We start from the raw sequence: 22297 nt of genomic DNA, 5'->3' as shown, positions 1-22297 counted from the left end.
GGGCAACGGCGTCCACCAGGCCATGCTCGGCATCGCCCGCCTTCACAACCTGGCCCTCACGGGATAACTCCAACCCCATACGGGACAACCTTTAGTTGCTGTGCTTCCATCACTTCAGCAAGAAAGGACGAGGTGCGTACGACCTTGTCCAAGGTGAAGGCAGCACCGGGAACGCCGGAGCGTCCATACGTGTCTGCGTAGCGGATCAACACTTCCAGCATGTGCTCGTTGATCTCGGCTTCACCTGGCTCCATATCGGCGTTCGCCTGCCTGGCGAACTGGCGAGCGCCCGAGGCCCCTAGCCGCTTCACCATGGGCCCGGGCCGGTGCCAGTTGTTGGACTTGTACCAGCTCCCTGGCGGGTTCAGGTCTCGGAGGCAGGGGCGCTTCGGCAACTTCGGCGGCTGGGGCCCGATTCGTTCAGCCGCCGCCTTCCTTCGCCGCGCCTCAGCCTTCGCACGCTGACTCACAACCATCTTCTTCTTCGTTTTCGACACACCCACTAAACGGCAGGGCAGACGGCATGTACTGCTCTGTCATGCGTTCGGCGCACTGACCACCCCGGCCCAGCCCCGGCCGCGGTCACAGACCGCCGTCTCCAGGCGCCCCCGGTCCGTACAGGATGCCTTCGACGACGGCGTGGAAGCCGTTGTCCAGAGCGTAGCGGGCGGTGCGGCGGGGCTAGGGCTGGGCCGCAGATAACACGGATGTGGCTACGCACGCGGACAAGCTCCAGTCGCTCGCGGCCCGGAGGGGGCGACCTGGGCGTAGCCGGTGTTGTCAGCGTGTGAGAAGTCCTGTCCCGCCCGCTACGAGCCAGGATCCGAGGCCGAGCGTCACAGTGGCCATGGCGGCGATGAGTCTGCTGGGCCGGTTCTGCAAGGTGATCCGTAGCGCGCCGATCCGAATGTCTAGGAACGGACGCTCCGCACCGCTCTTTGGTTTCTGGCTCATGCGACCGCCTCTTCGAGGCGCTCACGGATACGTTCGGTGATCTTGGCGACCAGCGGGCCGGTCACAACGATCTCGGGCGCCTCACCCAATTCCCGATACCTTTGCTCCAGTTGCTTGATCGCTTCACCGAGGAAGGCGCCTGAGCCAAGAGCAGGCTCGCAGAGGGAGACACCGCCCTGCAGCAGTACCTCGTCACCCATGGCGTCCAGAACGGCTGCCACCGTCTGCTCAACGAGCAGTTGCGGGGTGTAGTACCGCCCGCTCGCCTTGGTGGCTCGCGAGGGGCTTGGCGGTGCCGATGTGGTAGCTGCGGTGCGGACCGTTACCGTCGTCCCGGGCGGTGCGTCTACGGTCACTTCGCCATCCGGTCCGCTGGTTACCACGACTTGGTCAAGAACGGCCCGTCGTGCGGTGCCTGAGGGGCCATCGATTCGCTCGACAGCGGCGTCCCCATCTGTCAGCAGGCTGGCGTCCGCGACCTTAACTGGTGTGCCCTGCCCGCGCCCCCAACGCACAGGGCTGGGAGTTCCCTCCAAGTGCCGCAGCGTCCGGACGCCGGAGAAGCGCACACGCCACCGGTCGGGGTCGCCCGAGTCCGTGACCGCACGCCACGGTTTTCCCTCCGCGTCAGCGACGACCTTGTGCACCGCGAGGATGACGCCCTGCGCCACCCCGACTACATATTCGACCTCGTCAGGGTCAAACAAGGTCGGCCGCCGTGAACGCGCGTGGAACGGACTCCATTCCCCCAAGATCAATTCATCCTGGGCACGCTCCCCCCTCGCCTGTTGCGCCGCTTTCGCGCTCACGAACAACGCCTTCGGCATGTCCCACCCCGACTCTGATTGATGCCGTCGCCAGAGCAGCCTACACAGCATTAGCTGAGCTTTTTATGTTTTCTCGTAGCTAAGGTGTCTGCGGTCGTTCGCCCCGGTGGCGGCCCGACCGGTCCGCTTTTACGAAGCACGAGCCCAGGGCTCATCTGGCCAGGCTCCACATCAACGCGTCCCTGACCTGCGGCTTGCACCACTCGCCGGGGTGAACACGATGCACACGCAGCCCCGCTGGAGTCGGCGGCGGCGTAAGGCTGACGGGCAGGACTCCGAGGGGCGTTGGGCGACTCGGGGTTCGCTGTCCGGGGCCAGCGGCGCCGCTCCCAGGGCCTACACGCACTGAGGTGCGATGCCCGGGGGTTCTGAGCTGCGGCATCGCACTGGTGTGCGTGTAGGCCCTGGGATCTTCGAGGTGCTCCCCCGGCGAACTACGGGGCGGCCGGAGCTGGTCAAGCAGTCGGGGGAGGTCGTGGTTCCCGGCAGGGAGCTGAACCAGCCGACTTGGACCTTGAATCTGTGGCTCCCTGGGGCAAGCGGTCTTGGGCTTCCCCGGGTGGGGAAGCCCAACCATCTGACTTGGTCTTCGTGGCGTACTTTGAAGACTTCCAGCGGGAACGAGCGGCGCGTGGGCGGGAACCATCTGACTTGGCTTTCGTGACTCACTTTGAATCCTGCGGCGTGTCCGTACCTCCCCGCTCGGCCGGACCGAGATGATCAGCGCATGAGTGTGGAGTTGCCGGTGGCGCAGTGGGACGAGTTGTGGCTGCCGTTGCGGCCGTATGCGACGAACCGGCTGCAGGAGGGGATCCGGCGGGAGCGGCGGCCGGTGGCGATGACGCGTCGGTACGTGGAGGCGAACCCGTCGGCGGTGAGCAATCTTCTCGTCGTGGATCTCGTCGTGGATGTGGACCACTCGGATGCGGTGCTGCGGGCGGTGTCGTCGGTGGGGTCGCATCCGCTGCCCAACGCGGTCGTGGAGAACCCGGTGAGTGGACATGCTCATGCGGTGTGGGCGCTGGCGGAGGCGGTGACGCGGACCGAGTACGCCCGGCGCAAGCCACTGGCCTACGCCGCCGCCGTCACCGAGGGCCTGCGCCGCGCGCTGGACGGCGATGCGGCGTACTCGGGGCTGATGACGAAGAACCCGCTGCACACGGACTGGAGCACCGAGTGGCTCCACGGCGGACTCCACACGCTCGGCGGCCTGGAGGAGGCGCTGGATGGCCATATGCCGCCTTCGCGCTGGCGTGAGACCAAGCGGTTCCGCACCAACATCACCGGGCTGGGGCGCAACTGCTCGATCTTCGAGACGGCACGGACCTGGGCGTACCGCGAGGTACGCCACCACTTCGGCAGCCCCGACACCCTCCACACCGCCATCCACGCCGAAGTACACACCCGCAACGCCGAGTTCACGGAGCCGCTGCCGACATCTGAGGCCCGCGCGATCGCCAACAGCATCCACCGGTGGATCACGACCAAGTCGAGGATGTGGAAGGACGGCGCAGCTGTCTACGAGGCCACCTTCGTCGCCATCCAGTCCGCCCGCGGCAAGAAGGGCGGCGCCAAGGGCGGGAAGGCTTCCGGGCAAGTACGAGCTGCGCGCCGGGACGAGCGCGCCGCAGCAATGCTGGAGTACATGAGGGGGACGTCGTGACGCAGGAACCCAGCCGTGAGCGCCGTACGGTGACGGCCCGTGAACTTGCGGACCGGTTCGGAGTGTCCCCGCGGACGGTGGTGCGCATGGTCGCTGAGGAACGCGCGGCGTACGAGGGCCGCTCCCGGCAACGTCGGGACCAGATCGTCGAGCTGCACCGGCAGGGGCTGAAGGGTTACGAGATCGCGCGCGAGCTGAATGTTTCCACCGGTCTGGTGTCCATCCGGCTCAAGGAAGCCCGCTCGGCCGGTGTCGACCTCACCCGCTACGCCGCTGCCGGTGAAACCCAGGAGCAGGGCCAGGCGTAGCGAGCCGGCCGGGTCAACCCTCGGCGCGCTCCCTCTGGATCTTCTGCATCTTGCGGGCCATGTCGACCTGCGTACCGGTCACCGTGTCGAACAGGGCCTCTGGATCGCCGTCGGGGCCGGCGCTCGCAGCCAGCAGCGAGGCGACTTGGTGAGCAAGGACAGTGACCACGTCGGCCGTCCCCACCGGGCCGCGGACCTCGATCAGCTTGCGCACGGCGTCGTCGATGCGGTTCATGGCCTCCTCGCCCTGGAGGAACAACCCGAGTCGGTCGGCGAGGAACATGCGGACGACCGCCACCCCGTCGGCCAAGGCGGGTCCACGTTGAAGTCGGCGCGGGCCTTCTCCGACTCCTTGAGCACGGCCGGAATCGTGTACGTCCGCTGCTCCGGGATGAGGCCCTCCTTTCGCCACTTCGCGTACGGGATGGGGCCGACGGCGTCACGGCGTGCACGGTGTTCGTTGGTCGGGCGGCCGCCCTTGGTGCGGCAGGCCTGCCCTGCGGCCACCTTGCAGGTCGGGCATTCGACACGGCGCATCCACGAGCGCACGAGATCCATCTCGGCATCGGAGCGGAGGTGTCGTCGCCACTCGCCGCCCCACGGGATGCTCTGCGGTCCGTTCTCCACGCCCATTGGCCCCCCTGGGTCCGGTGGTGTGTGCCCTCTTGCCTGCCGTGGAGCTGACCGTACCTGCGCGGTGGCGTCCCTCAGTCGCAGTTCACGGCGGAGGAACTGGCCGCTCTGGTGGACGAAGCCCACAAGGCGGGCGTGCCCGTCGCGGCCCATGCCCACGGAGCCGACGGCATCGCCGCAGCCGTCGAGGCAGACGTCGACACCATCGAGCACTGCACCTGGATGTCGAGCGATGGCCTGGACTTCCGTCCCGACGTGGTCCAGCAGATTGTCACGAAGGGCATCACCGTCTGCCCGGCCGTAAGCCCGCACTGGCAGATGCTCCCGCGCTTCTTCGGCGAGGAACGCACCAACGCGATGTTCGATCTGGTACGGGAGATGGCCGAGGCGGGGGTTCGCCTCGTCGCGGGTACGGACGCGGGTGTACAGCGCGCCGGATTCGACGGCTTGGTGGCCGCGCTGTCGTTCTACGCGCACCTGGGCCTGGCGAACGCCTCGATCATCGACATGGCGACGTCGCAGGCGGCCGCTGCGCTGGGCTTGGGGGCGGTCACGGGGAAGATCGCCCCCGGCTACCGCGCGGATCTCCTCCTAGTCGACGGTGACCCGCTCGTGGACCTCTCCGCGCTGGATGGTGCCCAGGCCATCTTCGCCGCGGGTCTGCGCTACGAGCCGAGCGGCACGTGAGAGTAGAAGCCTTGGGTTGGTGGCCTGTTTTCCGGCCCTCGTGGACCGAAAACAGGGCGCTGGCTCGAGCTGCCCGCAGTAGCGCGGCACCGAGACCGGCGAAGTGGAGAAACTACGTCGGGCCTCCTCTCCAGGAACCCGGAGAGGAGGCCCGATGCCATGTCACTGTCGTTTGCCGTGGACGCCCCTGAGTTCGACGGCCACCCGGATCACAGCGGACATGATTCCCGGAACGATGATCCATTGAGGCAGCCCGTCATCCGATACGCCCTCGACGATGCCGAGGAGCACGGCGGAAACGGACAGAGCCAGATGGACCACCGCAATTGCCAGCCCCAGGAATCGATGTGCCGGGAACAGCCATGCGAGCGCGGCCCAGGCCAGGGAGACCACGGCCCACAAAGGGAGCAACAGTGCCATTGGATTCTCTCTCAGTCGCTGAAATCAGGGTCTGGCTTCAAGCCGGAGTCCACACAGAAGTGGCCTGACGGATTCGCTTCTGGAGGGTCGAGTATGTCGATGCCCCAAGGGTTTCCGCCCTGATCTGTACCGGAACTACAGTCGCCGTATGGCATGTCCGCAACATCTATCTCGGCTGCTTCACTGAACTTCTTGAAGTCGCCGCTGACCACAGGCGCCTTGCTGCCTGACAGTGTGCCGTCCAAGCCCATAGCCTTACCGTTGCGGTAGAGGTACTGGCTGGGCATGAAGCTGGATCGGAGCAGTGGCCTGTTGCTGTTCTTCTTGATCGTTCCGTTTGCACAGGACTGGAAGTTGAGTTCCTGCCAGATGGGAGGAGCCGCGTTGTACAGCGATCCTGTCATCCCGGGCTTGAAGATGGCGTTGTAGATCTCCCCCGCCACGTCGGCGACCTTTAGGTTGGTCTTGACGTCGTTGTGGATCTTGTACTTCCAGTCGAAGGCAGCGTCGGTCGCACTCTTGACGCCGAGCATGGGCCGGTATCCGATGGATCCACCGGAGGTGTGCAGGACGGCGACGCAGGTGCCACTGCCGTCCGTGACCGGGTTCCCGCTAGCGTCGACGATGACCGGCTTCTTGCCCATGGACGCGTACTCCCGGCCCGGCAGGATGCCGGTGGTGTTGGTGTCGGTCGTGCTCACCACACCGTTGTGCTCGTTGAGGTCGACGGCGTCGTAGTTGAGGTCCGGCGCGGGGACCCCATAGTCCTTCTGGATGGCCTTGAAGGTCTCCATGACGAAGGAGGGCAGGTGAGTGTCCGCAGTCCGGCTGTCGTATTCGACGAACTCGCTCCCCTCCACGATCTTACCGTCGTCGGTCTTCACATACGACACCGTCACCTTGTTGCGGATCTTGTAGGCACTGTCGTCAGTGTCGAACCGTGACGGCTTGGTGTCGCTGGTAGGCCGGTCGGTATAGGGGTTGGAGTAGTACATCCAGTTGGTGATGCCCTTGCCGTCGGGGTGGTCGACCGGGTCGGTCCCCGCAGTCTTGACCGCGTCGTGCCACTTCGTCATGGCCGCTTTGGTCTCCGGCATGACGCAGTCCTGGCTGGGGCCGCCAGCACAGGTGGGCTCCGCCATCACCGCGCCAGAGGTCTTCATTCCCCAGTCGTAGAGTGCTTGACGGCTCTTGAACGGCGTGTTGAGCGGCTGCATACTCGCCGCGCCGTCGATGTTCTGATCCTCGTCGAAGAAGGCGACTGCGTCCACGGTGTCCTGGACGTAAGTGCCGTTGATCGGGTCCACGGCGATGGCGTCGAAGGCGATGTCTTCGTCACCGCTGCCGTCGGAAGCAATGGTACTCAGCGAGACCTTTGGTGCGCCGTCGAAGAGGAAGGCGCCGAGAGTGACCCAGCGGTTTTTGTCGCCCTTTTGATTGATGGTGCGGTAGCGCGTCCCCTTGGCGGTTTCGATCTTGTACTTGGCCAGCTGGGTGTGGGCGCCGTGATCAGGCAGATGGACCCAGACTTTCGCCGGACCGTTGACGGCCTTGTTCAGGGTCCAGCTTCCGGTGAACTTCAGCCGGTTGCCCTTGGTGTCGGCCTTGCGGGTGTGGCCGAAGTAGAAGTGGCCGCCGAAACCTGCCCCGAGCTGGTGCAGGTCGACCTTTGAGGGCCATCGGGTATAGGAGTTCGAGGGGTGGCCGCCTGCTTCCCCTTCGCCGAAGTCGATGGAGAAGGAGCCCTGGTTGGTCCAGCCGCTGTTGCTGCAGCCCGGCCTCACCGAGGGAGTTCCCTCCGGCACGTCATCGATGATCATCGAGCCGGAGGGCAGACCCGTGGTGCTGCAGTTGGGCGGGTAGGCGGTGCCGTCTGCTTCCTCGGGGTAGGTGCTGTTGAACCGGACGAACTCATTGCCGCAGGAGTAGTCGCAGTCCGACTTCCACTCAACCGGCATGTGCCACCAGCACTTGTAGTCACTGCGTGTGCAGGGTCCGCTGTCGGTGGTTGCACTGTCACTGATCTTGCCTGGGTCGCAGCTGTTGCCCGGGCCGCAGAAGGTGTCCTCCGGCGGCTTGACCTTGGCACGGTTCTGCTTGGCACTGCCAGCGACGGTGGCGTCGCCTCCGGTGCCGTTCCACCATGCTGCCCGGAAGGCCGGCACCAGTTTGCCGGGGGACTCGAGGAACGAGGGCGGGTGGGCGGCGAAGCCCAGGACCTTCTCCTGGTAGGGCCAGTCCTGTGGGTGCGCGGCGTCAGAAGCCCTTTCGTTACCCAGGGCATCCTCCATGAACGGGGTGCGGCCGGCGTCCCATTCGGGGTTGGCGGGGTTGTTGGCCCAGCCCACGCCCCACGGACTACCGTCACCCTTGTTGGCGTAGAAGCCGGAGTTGTAGGCCCACAGGGCGAAGGTCCAGTTCTCCGGCCGCTTCGGGTCACCGTCGTGGACCTGGAGCCCCGCCTTGCGGGTCTGGTTCCACTTGGAGGCCAGGATCTGCAGACCGCCCGCGATGTTCGCTGTGTAGTCCAGGGCGACCGCGCGCTGCTTCTCGTACGGCCAGGCGGCTCCGCCGTGGCCGTCTTCCCTTCCGGCCATGCGCATGTGGTCGGTGACCTGGGTGATGCCGTAGCCGCAGTCGGCTTCGGCCCAGTCGATGTCCCAGTCGTTGAGCGACTCGCCGTCGTAGTAGTCGATGCCGTAATAGTTGCCGATCAGTGGATTGCCCGTCACACCGGGCACGGCCGAGCGCGAGGCCTGCCACATGTTGGACTCCTGCGTGGTGATACCGAGCATCACCTGCGCGGGTATCTTGCCGCCGCCTTCCAGGGCTGGTGCGGGGAACAGGGTCTGCGGCTGGTAGGCGGGCATACCCAGGCCCTTCCAGTTCGCCGGACGGCTGATGTGCTTGTTCAGCCCGTCGTTGATCGCCTGGTTGACAGCCCATTCCACTTGCCGGGGCTTGGGCTGCATCGCCTGGTTCCGCGGGTCGTTGCGGGGCACGGAACAGACCCGCTCCGACTCTACGATCTCCTTGCGCCCATCGGCGGCCAGGGCACTCGCACCGGCCTTGGCCTGCGGGGTGTCGGAGCCTTTGGGCGCTCGGAGCGCGGGGGTGCGCTTCTTGCCCTGGCTGATGCTGGTGCTGAGCCGCTTGGCGGGGTCGACGGTAAAGCTCGTCTTCTTGCCGCTGTCCAGGACGGTCATCTCGACATTGACCGGGCGGCTTGCGTCAGGGTTCTTCGCCCGGATGAGCGCGCCCTGACCGTCGGTCCAGGACGTTGCCGTCAAAACCGCGTCACCGCGCGCTGTGACCTTGGCGTCCTTCGGGGTGTTCGCCAAGTGCCGGACGGTCTTGGGCAGCTGCTTGCCGGAGACGGGCTTTGCCTTGCCGGTCAAGTAGACGGTGCCGGCGCTACGCGTCAGCCCAGTTGAAGTCAGCGGCCCCTGGGCCAGCAGCGACGCCCTGGCCCGCCTGGCGTCGGGGTGGGCGACCTGGCTGGCGGTGATCCGCTTGGCTCGGGTCTTGCTGTCCTTGGCGGAGGATTCGCCCGCCGACTTGCCCTTCGACAAAGGCTGCTTGTCGAGGAAGACGATGCCGCCCTGGGCATCCGGGGCCAGCTCGTAGGGCACAGCGTCGGTGTGGACCAGAGAGGTCTTCTTGCCCTTGGCGTCGACCTTGACTACCTGCGCGCCGAAAGCAGCGACGATGGAGCCGTTCTTCGCCGCGACAGCAGAGGTCACCTGGCCCTTGGTCTCAACTGGCTTGGCCAACGCGCCCGTTGATGCATCGAGCTTGAACAGCCGGGTGGAGGCCTTGTCCTCGCCCCCGGACTGGGTGAGAACCGCGTTCTCGCCCACACCACAGCCGGGGCTGTAGTACGACAGCGAGGCCTGCAGGGGCAGCTTGGTTACCTTGCCGGTGGCCAGTTCCACGACCGCCGTGAACGCACCGCGAGCCATGAGATCCGGCTTGTTGGTGAATGTGCGTGGCGCGTACGCCACTACCGCGCGCTTACCCGATCCGGTCACACACGCGTTGCCGATCCAGCTGTCCGTGTCGAAGCCCGGTTCGGAGAGCGAGGCCGCCGTACGCCACGCGTACCCGTCCTTCTCATCGGCGGTCAGCAGATGGAAGCCGTTGGCATCGCTCGTGGTCGTCCAAGCCAGGTCATCAGACTTCCTCCAGTCCTTGCCCAGCAGCTCAGCGCGCTCAGCTGACGGAACCACATCAGGTTCTTTCTTCTCCGGCTGCTGCACTGTCGGGGTTTTGCCGACCGTCTCATCCGCCCAGGCCGTGGCCTGGACCAGCCCGGCGAGTACACATCCGGCTGCCACCACAGCCAGTGGGGCTCGCGCCCGTCTGAGGAATCTCAACGACTCTCCTTGAATTCAGGGGTCTCCCACACCGCTGATGGCGTGGGCAGTCCGCACCGGACGCAGGCGCTGCGCACCTGCGTGGGGGAGTTGGTCGAGTGAGACGCACAGCGTGGCCCTTGCGGCCGGGAGACGAGTACAGCCCGCCTTCAAGTCTGGCGCCCGGCACGGGCTAAGCCATCAGCCGGGACAGATGCGCCACGCAAGCCCGCGCGCAGGAACGCAAAGATGCCCCAAGGAGCGCAGAGAAATTATCGACGCTCAAGAAGCCGCGGCCTTCAATTTCTGCATAATTGGCTACGCCAACGCTCCGGGACATGAAGCCCTTCGCATCGACGGCACCCCCCACCACCAAAACCACCCCGCAAATGCGCCGGAAGATCCGACTCGACGTCCGACGCACGATTCGCAAACCTCTCAAACCGCTGACTTGCGCGGTTGAGCGATAGCCGCATTAGATCATTGACACACCAGGCGTATCGTACATTTACTGCCTTAACCCTCTGTCACAAATTGATATCGGACAGTCACTGCGAAGCCGAAGGGAAGCGACACGCTCGGCCGCAACCCAATCCCTTCGCCCTCTCACGAACGCTTGGAACTCGCCAACCCCCCACGGAGCAAGGCCTGTTCAGATGGACCATGCGGAGGCAAGCCCTGTCGGGCGAAGGTGACGAGAGTATGTCCCGATACCCCCAAAGAACGCCCAAATCCTGACGCGGACAAGGACACCGCGTCCGATCCACCACAATGGGGGACAACAGGGCACAATCATCCCACTCGGCTAACGATGAGACCCCTTGACGCTCAAATCTAAAACGTGGTCTTCTTGCCCCGCCGTCATCACATAGACCACAAGGCCGGTGTCGGATTCGTTATCTTATCCAGGACGGGGACTTTCTATGCGCAAGATTGCGCTGTCATCTCTGGGCGTTGCGACTTCCCTCGCCGCAATCATTTTCTCATCGGTTGCAGGCGCAACTCCATCGCAAGCTAATTCCGATCAGCTGCAACCGCTAGATGCAAATCCGACCGCGTATTACTACATAGACCCCCCTCTGCGGGCACAAGCTCGGGTCGACTGGTGGGATTTCCATCCGGACACGCTTGCCGATCTGGATGATTTCTATCTCTACGACACCCTCAGTGACGGCCACGGCGTCTACGCATCATTCCGCCACCCGAATGGTACGACCTATTCGGAAACAAACACTAACGGGACGGGCAGCAACGGGGTCCACTTGGGTATCGCTAATCTCAAAGACAACACAACAGGGAAACTCAAAATCTGTCTGACGGACAATGGCAGGCCAGTTTCTTCTCTGTGTCAGTCGTGGAATATTACCGAATAACTTCAGGAAGGAAAGATGGGCATGAGTAACCGCATAAAGACTGTCGTCATGGCGGTCGCAGGAATATCCCTGGCCCTAGGCTCGCAGGGTTCCGCATTCGCAGCCGGGGACACCCCCCACGGCGCGTGGTTTTCACCGTCGGGCGGCGGTGGGAAAGTTTACTGGAATGACTATTACCACCCTCACATCAGCGAGGATGCAGACAGTTTCACTGTCGCCGACACGCGCGAAGACGGACACGGAGTCTTCCTGAGAGTCGACCACCCTAACGGTAATACGTACTTCAAGGCATTCAATCAGGGCTATGGAGGCGGCGGCATCGAATTCAAGCCTCCGAATCTCGCAAACGGCCAGAGCGAATGGATCGAAGTCTGCCTGAGCGAGAATAGCAAGCCGATCACATCCACATGCACAACGTCGATGATCACTGAATAGTCGGAACGCTGACTGCAGTCCGAGTTCACCCTTGTCCAAGCCGTCGGAGCTGACCGCGGGTTGAACAGCACTGCGCAATGACGAAGCTCCTGGCAGGCGGATATCGAACAAGATCATCTACGTAGTCAGGGGCTTCGCGTGTCAGCCCGTCCTCGTTTGATCTATCCAGCCGCGCTTCGCGGTTCCTGACCGGACAACTGACAGCCGGTGTGGACGATCGCGTATTTGGGTTCAGGCCGCTATTCCGTGAATCCCCAGGTTGTTGTCCGAGTGCGGGAACGTTTCTTGCGGGGATTGCCCTGGCATGGGGGTCGTCGCGGTCGAGGATGTGCTCTTACCCGGGATCGATGTGCGAGTAACGGCGGTGCACGTCACCGCAGCTGGCAGGCGACTGCAGGCAGCAACGTGTCGTCGTCCTGACCCAGTTGATAGCCCCAGGCCCGGAGGACCGTGCGGACCCGGGCGATGTCGCTGGTGACGCGGTCTCGTCCGAAGATCCGCCACGACAGTGTGAGGCGTTGGAAGCTGCCAAGCTGGTGGAACTCGTTGAAGGAGCCGAGCAGATAGGCGTGCGCCGCGAGGTAGGGGCGGACCTCATCCCCGACCCAGGCGGGTGCGTGCTGGTGGAACTCGGCCTGGGTGCGGCCGAGTAGACGGGTCCATTCCTGCGTGGTCCAGCCCCAGTAGACCCGTCCGGTCTCCGCGCTGTGCGTCAGCAGAAGGGCGATCACGTCGAGCATGGCCCGGCGGCGGTGCGGAGTGGGCGGTGAGTCGAGTGCGGCGTTGACCGCCTCGAGCGGTCTCAGCAGCCGTGCGATCACGTGCCAGCCCGGCTCGGCCGGGTCGTGGTACTGCAGCCGGCGAAGATTGCGGAGGCCGAGCTCAAAGACGGCACGTGCCTCAGCAGGTCGGACCATGGCGGTCGTGTCGTAATGGTCCGGGACGATCGGCCAGGACCAGTGACCATCGTTGTCCTCGGTGGCGATGGCCAGCGACGGCGCCCTCGCTTCGACACCTCCGCCGGGGCGGTGAGCATCTGTATTCGCCAGGCATGAATGTGATCCATGCCGCGGGCCAGCTTGTCGGCCAGGTCCCGGCCGGAGAGGTGGATGTACTGAAGGGTGGACGGTGCCCGGCAAAGGACGCGATCGCGTGCAACTCCCAGCCCATGCGGGCCAGATCGGTCAGACACAGGTGCCGGGTGGTATGCGTGGAGAACCGCTCGACGCCGGAGGCCAGCGCGAGCCTGCGGACCACCTTTGCCCTGGTCGCGGGCCGGATCGAGAGCCCTGACCTCGAAAGGCCCGGCATCTCTGCCGCTGCTCAGCGACGAGCATTTCACCTGTTGAGCGAGAGCTCGCCGCCCTGGGTGCGGCTACTCGGTGGTGTGGTTGGGGTCAGGCAGTTGGGGCGGGAAGTGGCGCTCCAGGATCTCCACCCACCGGTGCAGGACGACGAAGCCGGTGGTGACGGCCTGCGCCTGGACCAGTTCAGTCAGCGCGTCGGCGAACGGCTGAGCGTGCGTGCCCGGCGGCATCGCGGCGGCGGCCTGCTTCAGGCGTTCACACGCGGTCGGGAAGACGTCCTTGGCCCACGCATCCTGTTCCTTGATGCGCCGGGAGCCTGCCTCCCAGCCGATCTGCATGACGGTCCACTGCGGGCAGTTGGGCGTATGCCACATCTGGATCGGCATCCCCACCCCGACGCAGGCGTTCTCCGGACTCGGGCCCGCCTCGCAGTCGGGACACACGTCGCCTTCCGCATCCGCGAAACCCTCCACCAGATGCTCCCCTCGCTTGGAAAGCCCCGAGCCTGCCACGGGAGATCACCAGCTGACCAGAGCTTCGCCGTGGCAGCGTCCAGCTCGGTGATCTCACGGTATGGCCATCGGCGGGGGCGTCGTCCAAGGTGGGGCGATGAGCGCACTCCGCCCCGGTGACATCACCGACGAAATGATCCGGGCCGTGGACACGGCCCGGCGGCAGGGACTGCACAAGGACCTGCGCGCCCTCGCCGCCAACATCCGCGCCGACGCCGAAGGCCGCTACGACAGCGCGGAACCCGGGTGGCAGGCCGGAGTCGAGTGGACGCTGCTGTGGATCGAGAACACCGCCGCCCAGCTGACCGAAGGCAAGCCGTAGGCAGCGGCCGTCAGGGGCGTGTCGCCGGAGTAGTGGAAGCGGCACACCACACCCGGGCCGCCCGGCGGGCGAGGCTCGCCGTGGAGCGGGTCGTACAGCGCCCGGCCACCTGGCCACCGCCCCAGCTCGGTGGTCAGGGCGACGCCGTCCTCTATCTCCTCCGGCCGGCGGCGACCGACAGTCCGGCCTCTCCCGTCCTGCGGGAGGGCGCGGGGTGCCCTCCCGCGGGGCGGGCGTCAAGCGCAGGGCAGACGGTCGGAGGCGGGCCAGTGGATGCGCACCCCGCGGCGGATCAGCGCGGTGATGCTGTCGACCTGGCACGTGGGCGGCTGCTCCTGGGTGAAGCGGCGCAGCGCCCGGTACACGCCGTCGCGCAGCTGGCTGTCGGTCATCGTGGACGCCTGCTCCTGCAGATCGTCGATGAGCTGCCCGGCGCGGGCCGCACGGGACAGCGCGGCGTCGGCGAGCGGCCCTTCGGCGAAGCCGTTGCGTACGTACAGGCCGGGCTCGGTGAAGGTCATGGTGACGGTCCTCTCCGCCCGGCCGCACGTGGTCTCCCCGTTGGAGACGCGGTCGCGGGACCGAGCGGGCGGGAACGTAGAGCACCGAGTTCGTTAGCGTCGCGTCCTGCGCCTACCCGCGACGCCCGAACAGGCCGCGGCCCTTCTTCGCCTTCGCTTCGGCCGCCTCCCGCGCCACGGCTTCCTCCGCCTGTATCCGGGCGGCCTTCTCTGCCCTCACCTGTTGCCAGTGTTCGTCCAGGCACGGCCCGCACAGCTCGCGGTGCTGCATCCGCGGGTGGTGCCGCACCGTGTCCCAGCGGTCGTCGGTGAACTTCGCTCCGCAGCGCCTGCACATGGGCCGCTGCGCCTCTCGGGCCGCGGCTTCACGCTCCCTCTGGCGCTTGCGGACCTGCTCCGCCTGCACCACGTACAGCCGGTCACCGTCGGGGTTGTCCAGGGCGTCGGTCAGCGTCTGCCACTCTTCGCGCCCGAGCCTGTGCCACACCTTCCCCGCCGCCCCATCCGGATCGGCCGTGATCCGCTCCAGCTCGGTGACGACCACGGGCACCGCTTGGTGGTAGTCGACGGCCGTGATGCCACCGCCCGCGTACGTGGTGCCGGCGAAGTAGGGACGGATGGTGAGGAACGGTGGGTCGCGATCGAGGATGTCCCGTTCAACTCCCGCTCGGGGTCCTCGTCCACCGAGCAGTCCGGCCAGACGATCGTGTACGACCACCCGCCACCAGACCGCTGCGGCTAGTGCTCTGACCGCATAGGTTCGCTGGGTTGGTGGTCGTGGCGGTTGGATCTGCGGTGGTGCAAGGATGACCACCAACCGCGCCGGGACGGCGAGCCATCAATTTGGTGCCGAGAGCCCTGGCTTCGTGGCCCCAGAGTGCAGACGGGAGTTCCCATGTCCGAACGGCCCGATGAGGAAGTCCCGCGCATTCCCATGACCGCCGAGGAGATCGAGGCGGCCCACCTTGTCGCGCCGCCCAAGCTCAACGGCCAGGTCACGCTGCGGGAGTACGACCCGCGGTGGCCCGCGGTCTTCGAGCGGGAGGCCGCCCGCATGCGTGAGCGCCTCGGCCACGTCGACCACCGGATCGAGCACGTCGGCTCCACCTCCGTGCCGGACCTGCCCGCCAAGCCGGTCATCGACATGCTCCTGACCGTCCCCGGTCCCGGTGACGAGGCGTGCTACGTACCGGCCCTGGAAGGCCTTGGCTTCACGCTCGTTATCCGAGAGCCTGAATGGTACGAGCACCGCGTACTGCGCAAGCACCACCTCGACCCGAGCGTCGAATCGGCCAACCTGCACGTCTTGCCCGAGGGCTGCCAGGAAGCCGTCCGTATGCTGCGCTTCCGCGACCGGCTGCGCACGGTCAGCAGCGACCGCAAGCTGTACGCCGACGCCAAACGGTCGCTTTCCCTGCAGTCCTGGGAGTACATGCAGAACTACGCCGACGCCAAGTCCGAGGTCGTTGCGGCGATCCTCGACCGGGCGATGGCGGGTGAGAGTTCCGGGTCGGACGCGTAGGCGAGTCGGATGAGGATCTCAGGCATGACTGCAGACTCGTGCCGTGGTCGGAAACGATCACTGCGTTGGCTGGTCAGGCCGCAGCGTTGAGGGGGCGCCCGCCCCAGCGGATGCCCTTCTCGCTGCGGATGCGGGCGCGTTCCTTGCGCTCGGCGGCCAAGATGTCGCGGTGGCGGGCATGGGTGTTGCGCCACCGCAGATAGGCATGCAGGGCCCGGGTCTGCACGGTGTGGTTGGGGTGGTGGGAGTTGGCGATGGTGAACTGCCGCAGTGGTCCGAAGTGCGCCTCGATCGGGTTCGCCCAGGAGGCATAGGTCGGGGTGAAGCACAGCTCGACCTTGTGCTTTGTCGCCCAGCGCCGGATGTCGGCGCCCTTGTGGGCGGACAGGTTGTCCAGGATCACATAGATCGGGGCGCCGTCGGGCCGGGCGGCGCGGATCGCCTTCAGTGCGGCCAGCGTGTTCGCGGCGCCCTTCCTGCGGCGGTTGACGCCCCACAGGCGGTCGTCACCGATCGAGTAGCAGCCGTGGAATTACCGCACCCCGTGAGTGCGGTGGTAGGTGGCCGGCAGCCGGCCGGGCCGGGTCTGTTCGGCCCAGCAGCCGCCGCCGGTGGGACGAATCCCGAGCGGGCCGAACTCGTCGAAGGCGAACACCCGGTGAGGGAAGCGGTCCAGGACGTACTCGATACGGTCCACCTTCGTTTCCCGGTCGGGGTCCGGGGACTCCTTCCAGGTCTTGGTGCGCTGGAAGGTGATGCCGCGGCGGGCGAGCAGGCACCGCAAGGCCTCGCGGCCGATGCGGATCACCCGGCCGTGCACCGTGCGCAGGTAGGGGGCGAGCTTGCGCAGCGACCAGCGGGTGAAGGGCTGGCCGAGTCTGGTCGGGCGGGTGGTGGCCGTCCTGATGACGAAATCCTCGTCATCAGGGCTGAGTTGGCGGGGACGGCCTCCCGCCCAGCGAGGGACCAGGCAGGCCAGGCCGATCTCGTTGAACCGGTGGATCACGCCCCGGACGGTGTCCTCGTCGGCTGCCACGACTCGTGCGATCACCGGTACCCGGTTCCCGCCAGCCGAAGCCAGCAGCATCATCGCCCGCCGATAGCGCACCGAACTGGTGCTGCCCCGGCGCACAATCTGCTGCAGCTTCTGCTTCTGCCCCTCCTGGTCGGTCAGTCTGCGCACACGGACGGGCTCGGCCACCGCGCCTCCAGCAGTCGGATCGGCGTCACCACACATCCAACAGCTACCACCGCCGAACCGGCGAACCTAGGCGGTCACAGCACTAGCTAGCGTTACTGCGCCAGCGGGAGAGCGAGGCCGCCACCAAGGTGCTGAAGGGCGGGTGATGTTAGGGCGGGCAGCCGCCCGGACACCCCGCCGGTCGACGGTCCCACCATGGCGGGCCAGCCGACCAGGAGGCTGTCGGCACCGGTACAACTGCGCATGCACGCAACTACCTCGGCGTCATACGTTCAAATCTCCGAGATTCGCTTGTGGGTTGTCGAGGCAGCAACTAGCCTCACTGAGAGACGAGTTGACAGACGCGAGAGTTGGCTGTGATGACGCGAGATCGGTTAGGGCCTCATGAGCCCGAGTGCAGAGTGCGGGATTACTACGCCTCGGAACTGGCCCAGCACCGTCCCGGCGAGTTGCTCATCGCCCGGGAGAACAGTTACGACGGCACGGCCGTACGCGCGGACATGCGCACGATTGATCGGAGCAACGTCACTCGCCTGTGGGAATTCAAGATCAGTGCGAGTTATGAGGCGCTGGGGCAGATCCTGGTCTACATGGCCATGGCACGTCGGGCTGAGGAGGCCGCCGGCAGCGACTGTCTGATCCGTGGCGTCATCGCAGCGTTCGCATTTCAACCTGAGCTCGCCTACACCGTTGAGCGGATGAACCTTTCGATCGAGTTGGTCGCCCTGCCGCCCGTCCTTGCCCACGCCGGTGGCATCCCGACCTCTGCAGAACCCCCATCGCTTCCCGTCATTCCCGGCCAGTCCGGGCTGCTCGCCGCGACAGGCGCCGAGCCCTACCAGCAGGAGACGCCATGAGTACGCCGTTCATCAGCCAGCAGAAGCTGATCAACACCGACGACATCCCCGAGGACGCCACATACGGGGGTCTGCGCATCCTGCGTGTCAGCTCTGACGCGGAAGCGCGAGAAAACTTCGAGCAGCATCGCTACCGCTTCCAGCATGAGACAGAGAAGCGGCACGCCTTCCGCGGCACCCTGTGCCTGAAAGGTGCGAAAGAGAGATACCGCATCTGCGTCACCGTCCATCCCAGCCTGCAGCAGTTTACGGACCTCGTGAAGTACAACCCTTCCGATCCGCCACGCGCTGTCGACTACGAGGCCAACGGCATGAAGGCCGCCCACCTCAAGACCCAGAGCGACTTCAAAGGCGCAAAAGCCAGCAACCGTGGCGACTTCAGCCGGTACATCTTGGAGGCCGTCCGCGGCGAGCGGGTTGCCTACCTTCCCACCGTCACCGGCTGGCAGTCGGTCGAGGAGTTCGAGGAGGATCCTCAGCCCATTTTCGTCGCGTTCGATGAAGCGAACCCGGCAGCCATCTACGGCGAGATCTACCTGCCCAAGCGGCCCATCATGCAGGCCGACGGACAGACCCAGACCGCTGCCCTGTTCGAAGCAGCGCAAAATCGTCTCGCCATGCAGAGCGGTGCACTTGACACCTTCTTCGTGACACTTGAGATCGAACTGAAAGTCGGCGTCGATGCGGCAGCCCAGAGTTTCGCAGATCGCAACGGGCGCGGCACCAAGAAGAACACCAACTTGGTGGCGACCTTCGACACCTCATCCGCCCTGGCCAAGCTGCGCAACCAGGCGGTCAAGGGCACCATCTTCGAAAACCGCGTCGCCGACGGCCGCAGTACGGGGGCCACGCTCACTGCGGTGCAAAACATCGTCGACGCATCGACGCTCGAGCAGATACTGCTCAATGTGATCTCCCACGGCAACCGCAAGCGCGAGCACATCAAGCACCACCACATCGACGCGGTGCTGCCGTACTGCCGCGAGTTCCTGCAAACGCTGGAAGGCCAGTTCGGTGTCGCCTGGAGCGACACCAAGCAGGCCGACACCTACCGGCGGCTGTACGTTCACGGATGGGCATTCGCCCTCAAGGCCCTCGCACTGTCCTACAACCAGGTGCGGCGCGACAAACTCGGGCCGATCATGGACGCGATGCAGAAGGAGACTGCAACCGGAGACGACACGACTGAGCAGTTGGTGAAAAGGTTCACCGAAATCATCGCGGAACAGTATGCGCCTGCTCCGGCGGTGTCCTTCGACGAGTTCAAGCGGCGTCTGGCTGCCATCGACTGGCGGCGTGACCGCCGCCACTGGATTCGGATCACAGGTTGCCTGCAGGAGAAGAACGGCACCAAGAAGACGGTGAAGCTGAAGAGCACCGGGGAGACTGTCGTGGCAGCGGCAGCCTCGAACACGCCGGCGCACATCAGCCAGGTCGAGAACAAGATCCTGTCCGACACCTGGACCGAGCTCACCAGCGGGGAATCCGAGCCCGTCAACTAGGCACACACGCCCCCGGTCGGCGCTGATCTGGGGGCCGTCGGCCCTTGGCCCTTGGCCCACAGTCTTGCTGTACCTGAGGGCCCGCGCCGCGGATCCCGCCTTGGAACGGCTGGTTGAACCCCAGGAACAGACGCGGGAAGCCCCGCACCCCGGCGTTGATGGGCCGGCACGCAGAGCGGCCCTCAGTTGCAGACTGTTCGCAAGTGAGGGCCCGCCGGTCCTCAGCATCCCCGCGGGCTGCCCTTTGCCTGCTTCAGAAGCGAGCGCGCGGAGGCCATCGCAGCGCCGCCACGGACTGGTTGCTGCAATGAGCGTGCGCCCCTCGGGCTTTCCACCTTTCACCGGGAGCCGCAGGCTGTGTCCCGCCGCGCTGGCCAGTCGAGCCCGAGGAACAGTCCCATCATCTCGTTCACGTGAGTCATGTCCTCCGCGCCCAGGTAGTCCACCATCTCGCGAACGTAGTCCGTGTCGGTGCGGATTTGGTCGATCAGGAGTCGGGGGCGACGGCCGGTGAACTCGATCTTGGCAGGAGCAAGCGCGAAGGCGCTCTCCCTCTATACCCAACCGGTGGCGTTCGCCCGTTCAAACGCCTCGTCCAGTTCGGCACGGAGCGGGGCCACGTGGGCTCGCCACAAATCGGCCCGTCTTTCCTGGGGACTACCCGGTTCCCGATGGACGTGTCCTGTCATGAACAAACAAAAGTTGTTGATCTCATGGGCGACCGAGGACACCTCAGCAGGCCCTACGGTGCGCAGCGCATGACGGCCTTCATGGATGTCGTGCAAGGCGTCATACGCATCCTTGTAGTGACCTCATCAGCCAGGAAGACGCGCCGGAACTGTGCCACGGCATTTTGAAAGAGCCTGCACTCGGCCCGCCGCGCCTCCGCTATCCATCTCGCGTGCTCGGCTTCCATCTGCTTGCGCGTCATCTCTACGGCGCTCCGGTGATTCGCCTCGGCGGCCGCTAAAGCAGTCTGGTGACTGGCCTCGGCAGCCGCTAAAGCAGTCTGGTGGCTCGCTTGTGCAACCGCCAGCGCCGCCCGGTGGTTCGCCTCCGACTGCGCTACGGCGGTGCGCACCTGCCAGCGGGCCCACCAGCACACTCACAGGAATGCTCGTAAGGGCCACGGCCGCGACGACATCGGTAAGGACCATGACAGATCATGATGGTCGACGGCGGATCCAACGCAACCAGCGACGAGCAGATTCCTTACGCCAGAGCCGCCAGTTCAACGGGCAGCGCCCTACTCGAACGGATCCTCATCCACATACCGGACCGCCCTCTTCGCAGCCATTTCGATCCCATGATGCGGCTACCCGGTCCCCCTCGGCGTGTGCCGTGACGGCCGTTCTGAAACTCGACGGCAATGTCCGACCAGCGGCGCCCCTGCGCCGCAATACTCCTCACCGGCAAGACCTGCAAGCGCAGCGCGCCTCCTCAGCAGCACGTTCCAGCCTGATCAGCTCCTCGTGGATGTCCATCACAAGCGGATCTTAAGCGGGCAGCAAAGAGCCCTCATCTCCCTCGAGGCAGGGGATCGGCACCCACGGCACTACTGGTGGGGCCAACCCGCGGGTACGGAGAGCACGTCGTCACGGTTACCGCGGTGGCGACCTCGATGGAACCCTCCACGCACCAAGTCCGGCAAACCCGACAAATCTTGGGCCCCTCGGGTACATTCCCGCTGACGGGAGGTGTGCCCCGGGCGAGCCGCGGCTGCACCTGCTCGGCTACGGCGACTGGACCGGCCTCGCCTCCGCCACCCTCATCGGCGTCGGCCGCCCGGCCCGACCCGGGACGCCGTCCGTCCCAACGGCCCGAGTCTCGCCCTGCTGCCTCCACAACCTTGCCCTACCGACCTCTCGCCGTCCCGAAGGAGGGGCCCCTCTGAATACAACCGTTTGACGCCTTCAAGAGTCGTTTTCGACGCCTCAGGAGCACTGAGGCGGGTCAGACAGCCCTAATGCCAGGCGTTGTTGGCCTTGTTGAGTCGAGGAAAAGACACTGATGCGTATGCGTGCAGTCGTGGCTGCTTGTTGTTGGCGCCCTGTCCGTGCTCGCCGTCCCGGGCGGCGCGCAGGCTGACGAACACGAGGGCGATACCCAGATACTCAAGGTGGTCATCAACAAGGGGCACGACATTGCCCTGGGCACCACGGAGGCGAAGAAGTTCACCCTCCAGGTAACCGCCAGCGACGATTCGGGCATCAAGGAAGACTTCACCGTCCCGTCGCTGTGGAAGGACTCCAAGGGTCTTGTCATTCCGGACAACCCCACCGGCAACTGTGTACCCCATGCCGGTGCACCTACGACCAGCACGTGCACCTACCGCATGACCTTTCACCCACGGATCGATCCCCAGGACAACACCACAGCCGGAACCTGGAAGGCGGCTGTCTCGATCAGTGGAAACGACGGCGACTACATGAGCAAGGACGCCGCCGCCACGGTGCAGGTAAGGCGCTACGCCAAGATGACGGTCAACGCCGCGCCGGAGCCCGTAAAGAAGGGCAAGACGCTGACCGTGACCGGCAGCCTCACCCGCGCGAACTGGGAGACGTACAAATACGCCGGCTACACCGGCCAGCCGGTGAAACTGCAGTTCCGGAAGAAGGGCTCCAGCGCCTACACCACCGTGAAGACGGTGACCACGGGCAGCCTCGGGGCCTTGAAGACGAACGTGAAGGCAGCGACCGACGGGTACTGGCGCTGGTCGTTTGCCGACACCTCGACCACCCACCCTGCCACGACTACCGCCGACTACGTCGACGTCAGGTAGCCGCCAACTCGCCCTCGTGTCGACCGCTGCTGCCGCAGCGGTCGGCCAGAAAGGGGGGGGGGGGTGGCGCCCCTCGGGGCCGGCGGGCCCGCGGGGGGTATGGGGGGAGGGCGCCG

At 65.6% G+C, this 22297-nt stretch carries 20 protein-coding genes and 2 pseudogenes; 11 read left to right on the top strand and 11 right to left on the bottom strand.

Annotated features, from left to right (window positions below; translation table 11 throughout):
• Positions 1 to 56: 56 nt before the first annotated feature.
• Both AB0I94_RS35190 and AB0I94_RS35185 read right to left on the bottom strand, forming a co-directional pair.
• Positions 57 to 254, bottom strand: a complete 198-nt coding sequence (locus AB0I94_RS35190; protein ID WP_363313813.1) for a hypothetical protein — start codon at positions 252 to 254, stop codon at positions 57 to 59.
• Positions 255 to 950: 696 nt separating this feature from the next.
• Positions 951 to 1781 carry a hypothetical protein gene (locus AB0I94_RS35185; protein WP_363313812.1) on the bottom strand — a complete coding sequence of 277 codons (831 nt, stop codon included), beginning with the start codon at positions 1779 to 1781 and terminating at the stop codon, positions 951 to 953.
• A 727-nt stretch (positions 1782 to 2508) separates the two neighbouring features.
• On the opposite strand from AB0I94_RS35185, the gene AB0I94_RS35180 reads away from it, so the two are divergent.
• Together AB0I94_RS35180 and AB0I94_RS35175 are read left to right on the top strand one after the other, a co-directional pair.
• Complete coding sequence (locus AB0I94_RS35180) at positions 2509 to 3444, top strand: replication initiation protein (RefSeq protein ID WP_363313811.1); 936 nt, start codon at positions 2509 to 2511, stop codon at positions 3442 to 3444.
• Complete coding sequence (locus tag AB0I94_RS35175; protein ID WP_363313810.1) at positions 3441 to 3752, top strand: HTH domain-containing protein; 312 nt, start codon at positions 3441 to 3443, stop codon at positions 3750 to 3752. The genes AB0I94_RS35180 and AB0I94_RS35175 overlap by 4 nt, the downstream gene beginning before the upstream one ends.
• Positions 3753 to 3765: 13 nt before the next feature.
• Here AB0I94_RS35175 and AB0I94_RS35170 read toward each other — a convergent pair whose 3' ends face one another.
• A complete protein-coding gene (locus tag AB0I94_RS35170) occupies positions 3766 to 4062 on the bottom strand; it encodes a hypothetical protein (protein WP_363313809.1) in 297 nt (98 codons plus the stop codon).
• 380 nt (positions 4063 to 4442) lie between these two features.
• Between AB0I94_RS35170 and AB0I94_RS35165 the strand changes: the two genes are divergently transcribed.
• Positions 4443 to 5072 (top strand): amidohydrolase family protein, encoded by a 630-nt coding sequence (locus tag AB0I94_RS35165; protein WP_363313816.1) that lies wholly within the window; start codon positions 4443 to 4445, stop codon positions 5070 to 5072.
• 162 nt (positions 5073 to 5234) lie between these two features.
• Here the strand turns inward: AB0I94_RS35165 and AB0I94_RS35160 are convergent, their stop codons facing one another.
• Positions 5235 to 5492, bottom strand: a complete 258-nt coding sequence (locus tag AB0I94_RS35160) for a hypothetical protein (RefSeq protein WP_363313808.1) — start codon at positions 5490 to 5492, stop codon at positions 5235 to 5237.
• Positions 5493 to 5503: 11 nt separating this feature from the next.
• Positions 5504 to 9751 carry a hypothetical protein gene (locus AB0I94_RS35155; protein WP_363313807.1) on the bottom strand — a complete coding sequence of 1416 codons (4248 nt, stop codon included), beginning with the start codon at positions 9749 to 9751 and terminating at the stop codon, positions 5504 to 5506.
• Positions 9752 to 10770: 1019 nt separating this feature from the next.
• Here AB0I94_RS35155 and AB0I94_RS35150 point away from each other — a divergent pair.
• The gene (locus AB0I94_RS35150; protein WP_363313806.1) at positions 10771 to 11220 is read left to right on the top strand and encodes a hypothetical protein; all 450 of its coding nucleotides are present in this window, start codon (positions 10771 to 10773) and stop codon (positions 11218 to 11220) included.
• Positions 11221 to 11241: 21 nt separating this feature from the next.
• A complete protein-coding gene (locus tag AB0I94_RS35145) occupies positions 11242 to 11655 on the top strand; it encodes a hypothetical protein (protein ID WP_363313805.1) in 414 nt (137 codons plus the stop codon).
• 371 nt (positions 11656 to 12026) lie between these two features.
• Here AB0I94_RS35145 and AB0I94_RS35140 read toward each other — a convergent pair whose 3' ends face one another.
• The 3 genes from AB0I94_RS35140 to AB0I94_RS35130 form a co-directional block, all read right to left on the bottom strand.
• Positions 12027 to 12572 carry a hypothetical protein gene (locus AB0I94_RS35140; protein ID WP_363313804.1) on the bottom strand — a complete coding sequence of 182 codons (546 nt, stop codon included), beginning with the start codon at positions 12570 to 12572 and terminating at the stop codon, positions 12027 to 12029.
• Positions 12556 to 12966, bottom strand: coding sequence for a tyrosine-type recombinase/integrase (locus AB0I94_RS35135; protein ID WP_363313802.1), 411 nt, complete (start codon positions 12964 to 12966; stop codon positions 12556 to 12558). The genes AB0I94_RS35140 and AB0I94_RS35135 overlap by 17 nt, the downstream gene beginning before the upstream one ends.
• A 64-nt stretch (positions 12967 to 13030) precedes the next feature.
• The gene (locus tag AB0I94_RS35130; RefSeq protein WP_363313801.1) at positions 13031 to 13435 is read right to left on the bottom strand and encodes a hypothetical protein; all 405 of its coding nucleotides are present in this window, start codon (positions 13433 to 13435) and stop codon (positions 13031 to 13033) included.
• A 136-nt stretch (positions 13436 to 13571) separates the two neighbouring features.
• On the opposite strand from AB0I94_RS35130, the gene AB0I94_RS35125 reads away from it, so the two are divergent.
• On the top strand, positions 13572 to 13796 hold the full coding sequence (locus tag AB0I94_RS35125) for a hypothetical protein (RefSeq protein ID WP_363313800.1): 225 nt from the start codon (positions 13572 to 13574) through the stop codon (positions 13794 to 13796).
• Positions 13797 to 14032: 236 nt separating this feature from the next.
• Here AB0I94_RS35125 and AB0I94_RS35120 read toward each other — a convergent pair whose 3' ends face one another.
• Together AB0I94_RS35120 and AB0I94_RS35115 are read right to left on the bottom strand one after the other, a co-directional pair.
• The gene (locus AB0I94_RS35120) at positions 14033 to 14317 is read right to left on the bottom strand and encodes a hypothetical protein (protein WP_363313799.1); all 285 of its coding nucleotides are present in this window, start codon (positions 14315 to 14317) and stop codon (positions 14033 to 14035) included.
• Positions 14318 to 14429: 112 nt separating this feature from the next.
• Positions 14430 to 15035, bottom strand: coding sequence for a hypothetical protein (locus AB0I94_RS35115; protein WP_363313798.1), 606 nt, complete (start codon positions 15033 to 15035; stop codon positions 14430 to 14432).
• A 177-nt stretch (positions 15036 to 15212) separates the two neighbouring features.
• On the opposite strand from AB0I94_RS35115, the gene AB0I94_RS35110 reads away from it, so the two are divergent.
• Positions 15213 to 15839, top strand: coding sequence for a GrpB family protein (locus AB0I94_RS35110; RefSeq protein WP_363313797.1), 627 nt, complete (start codon positions 15213 to 15215; stop codon positions 15837 to 15839).
• A 73-nt stretch (positions 15840 to 15912) separates the two neighbouring features.
• On the opposite strand, the pseudogene AB0I94_RS35105 reads toward AB0I94_RS35110, so the two are convergent.
• A pseudogene (locus AB0I94_RS35105) lies at positions 15913 to 17040 on the bottom strand (IS630 family transposase).
• Between the two features lie 401 nt (positions 17041 to 17441).
• Here AB0I94_RS35105 and AB0I94_RS35100 point away from each other — a divergent pair.
• From AB0I94_RS35100 to AB0I94_RS35085, 4 genes and pseudogenes are all read left to right on the top strand, one after another.
• On the top strand, positions 17442 to 17897 hold the full coding sequence (locus AB0I94_RS35100; RefSeq protein ID WP_363313796.1) for a hypothetical protein: 456 nt from the start codon (positions 17442 to 17444) through the stop codon (positions 17895 to 17897).
• Positions 17894 to 19399: a DNA sulfur modification protein DndB gene (locus AB0I94_RS35095; protein ID WP_363313795.1), complete on the top strand. Its 1506-nt coding sequence runs from the start codon at positions 17894 to 17896 to the stop codon at positions 19397 to 19399. Before AB0I94_RS35100 ends, AB0I94_RS35095 begins: the two co-directional genes overlap by 4 nt.
• A 1674-nt stretch (positions 19400 to 21073) precedes the next feature.
• Positions 21074 to 21193: pseudogene (locus tag AB0I94_RS35090) on the top strand (pyridine nucleotide-disulfide oxidoreductase); the annotation flags it as partial.
• A 226-nt stretch (positions 21194 to 21419) separates the two neighbouring features.
• Positions 21420 to 22181 carry a calcium-binding protein gene (locus tag AB0I94_RS35085; RefSeq protein WP_363313794.1) on the top strand — a complete coding sequence of 254 codons (762 nt, stop codon included), beginning with the start codon at positions 21420 to 21422 and terminating at the stop codon, positions 22179 to 22181.
• Positions 22182 to 22297: the final 116 nt, after the last annotated feature.

This window comes from Streptomyces sp. NPDC050147 (assembly GCF_040660195.1).
GTDB lineage: Bacteria > Actinomycetota > Actinomycetes > Streptomycetales > Streptomycetaceae > Streptomyces.
This window is presented reverse-complemented; position numbering and strand designations above follow the sequence as displayed.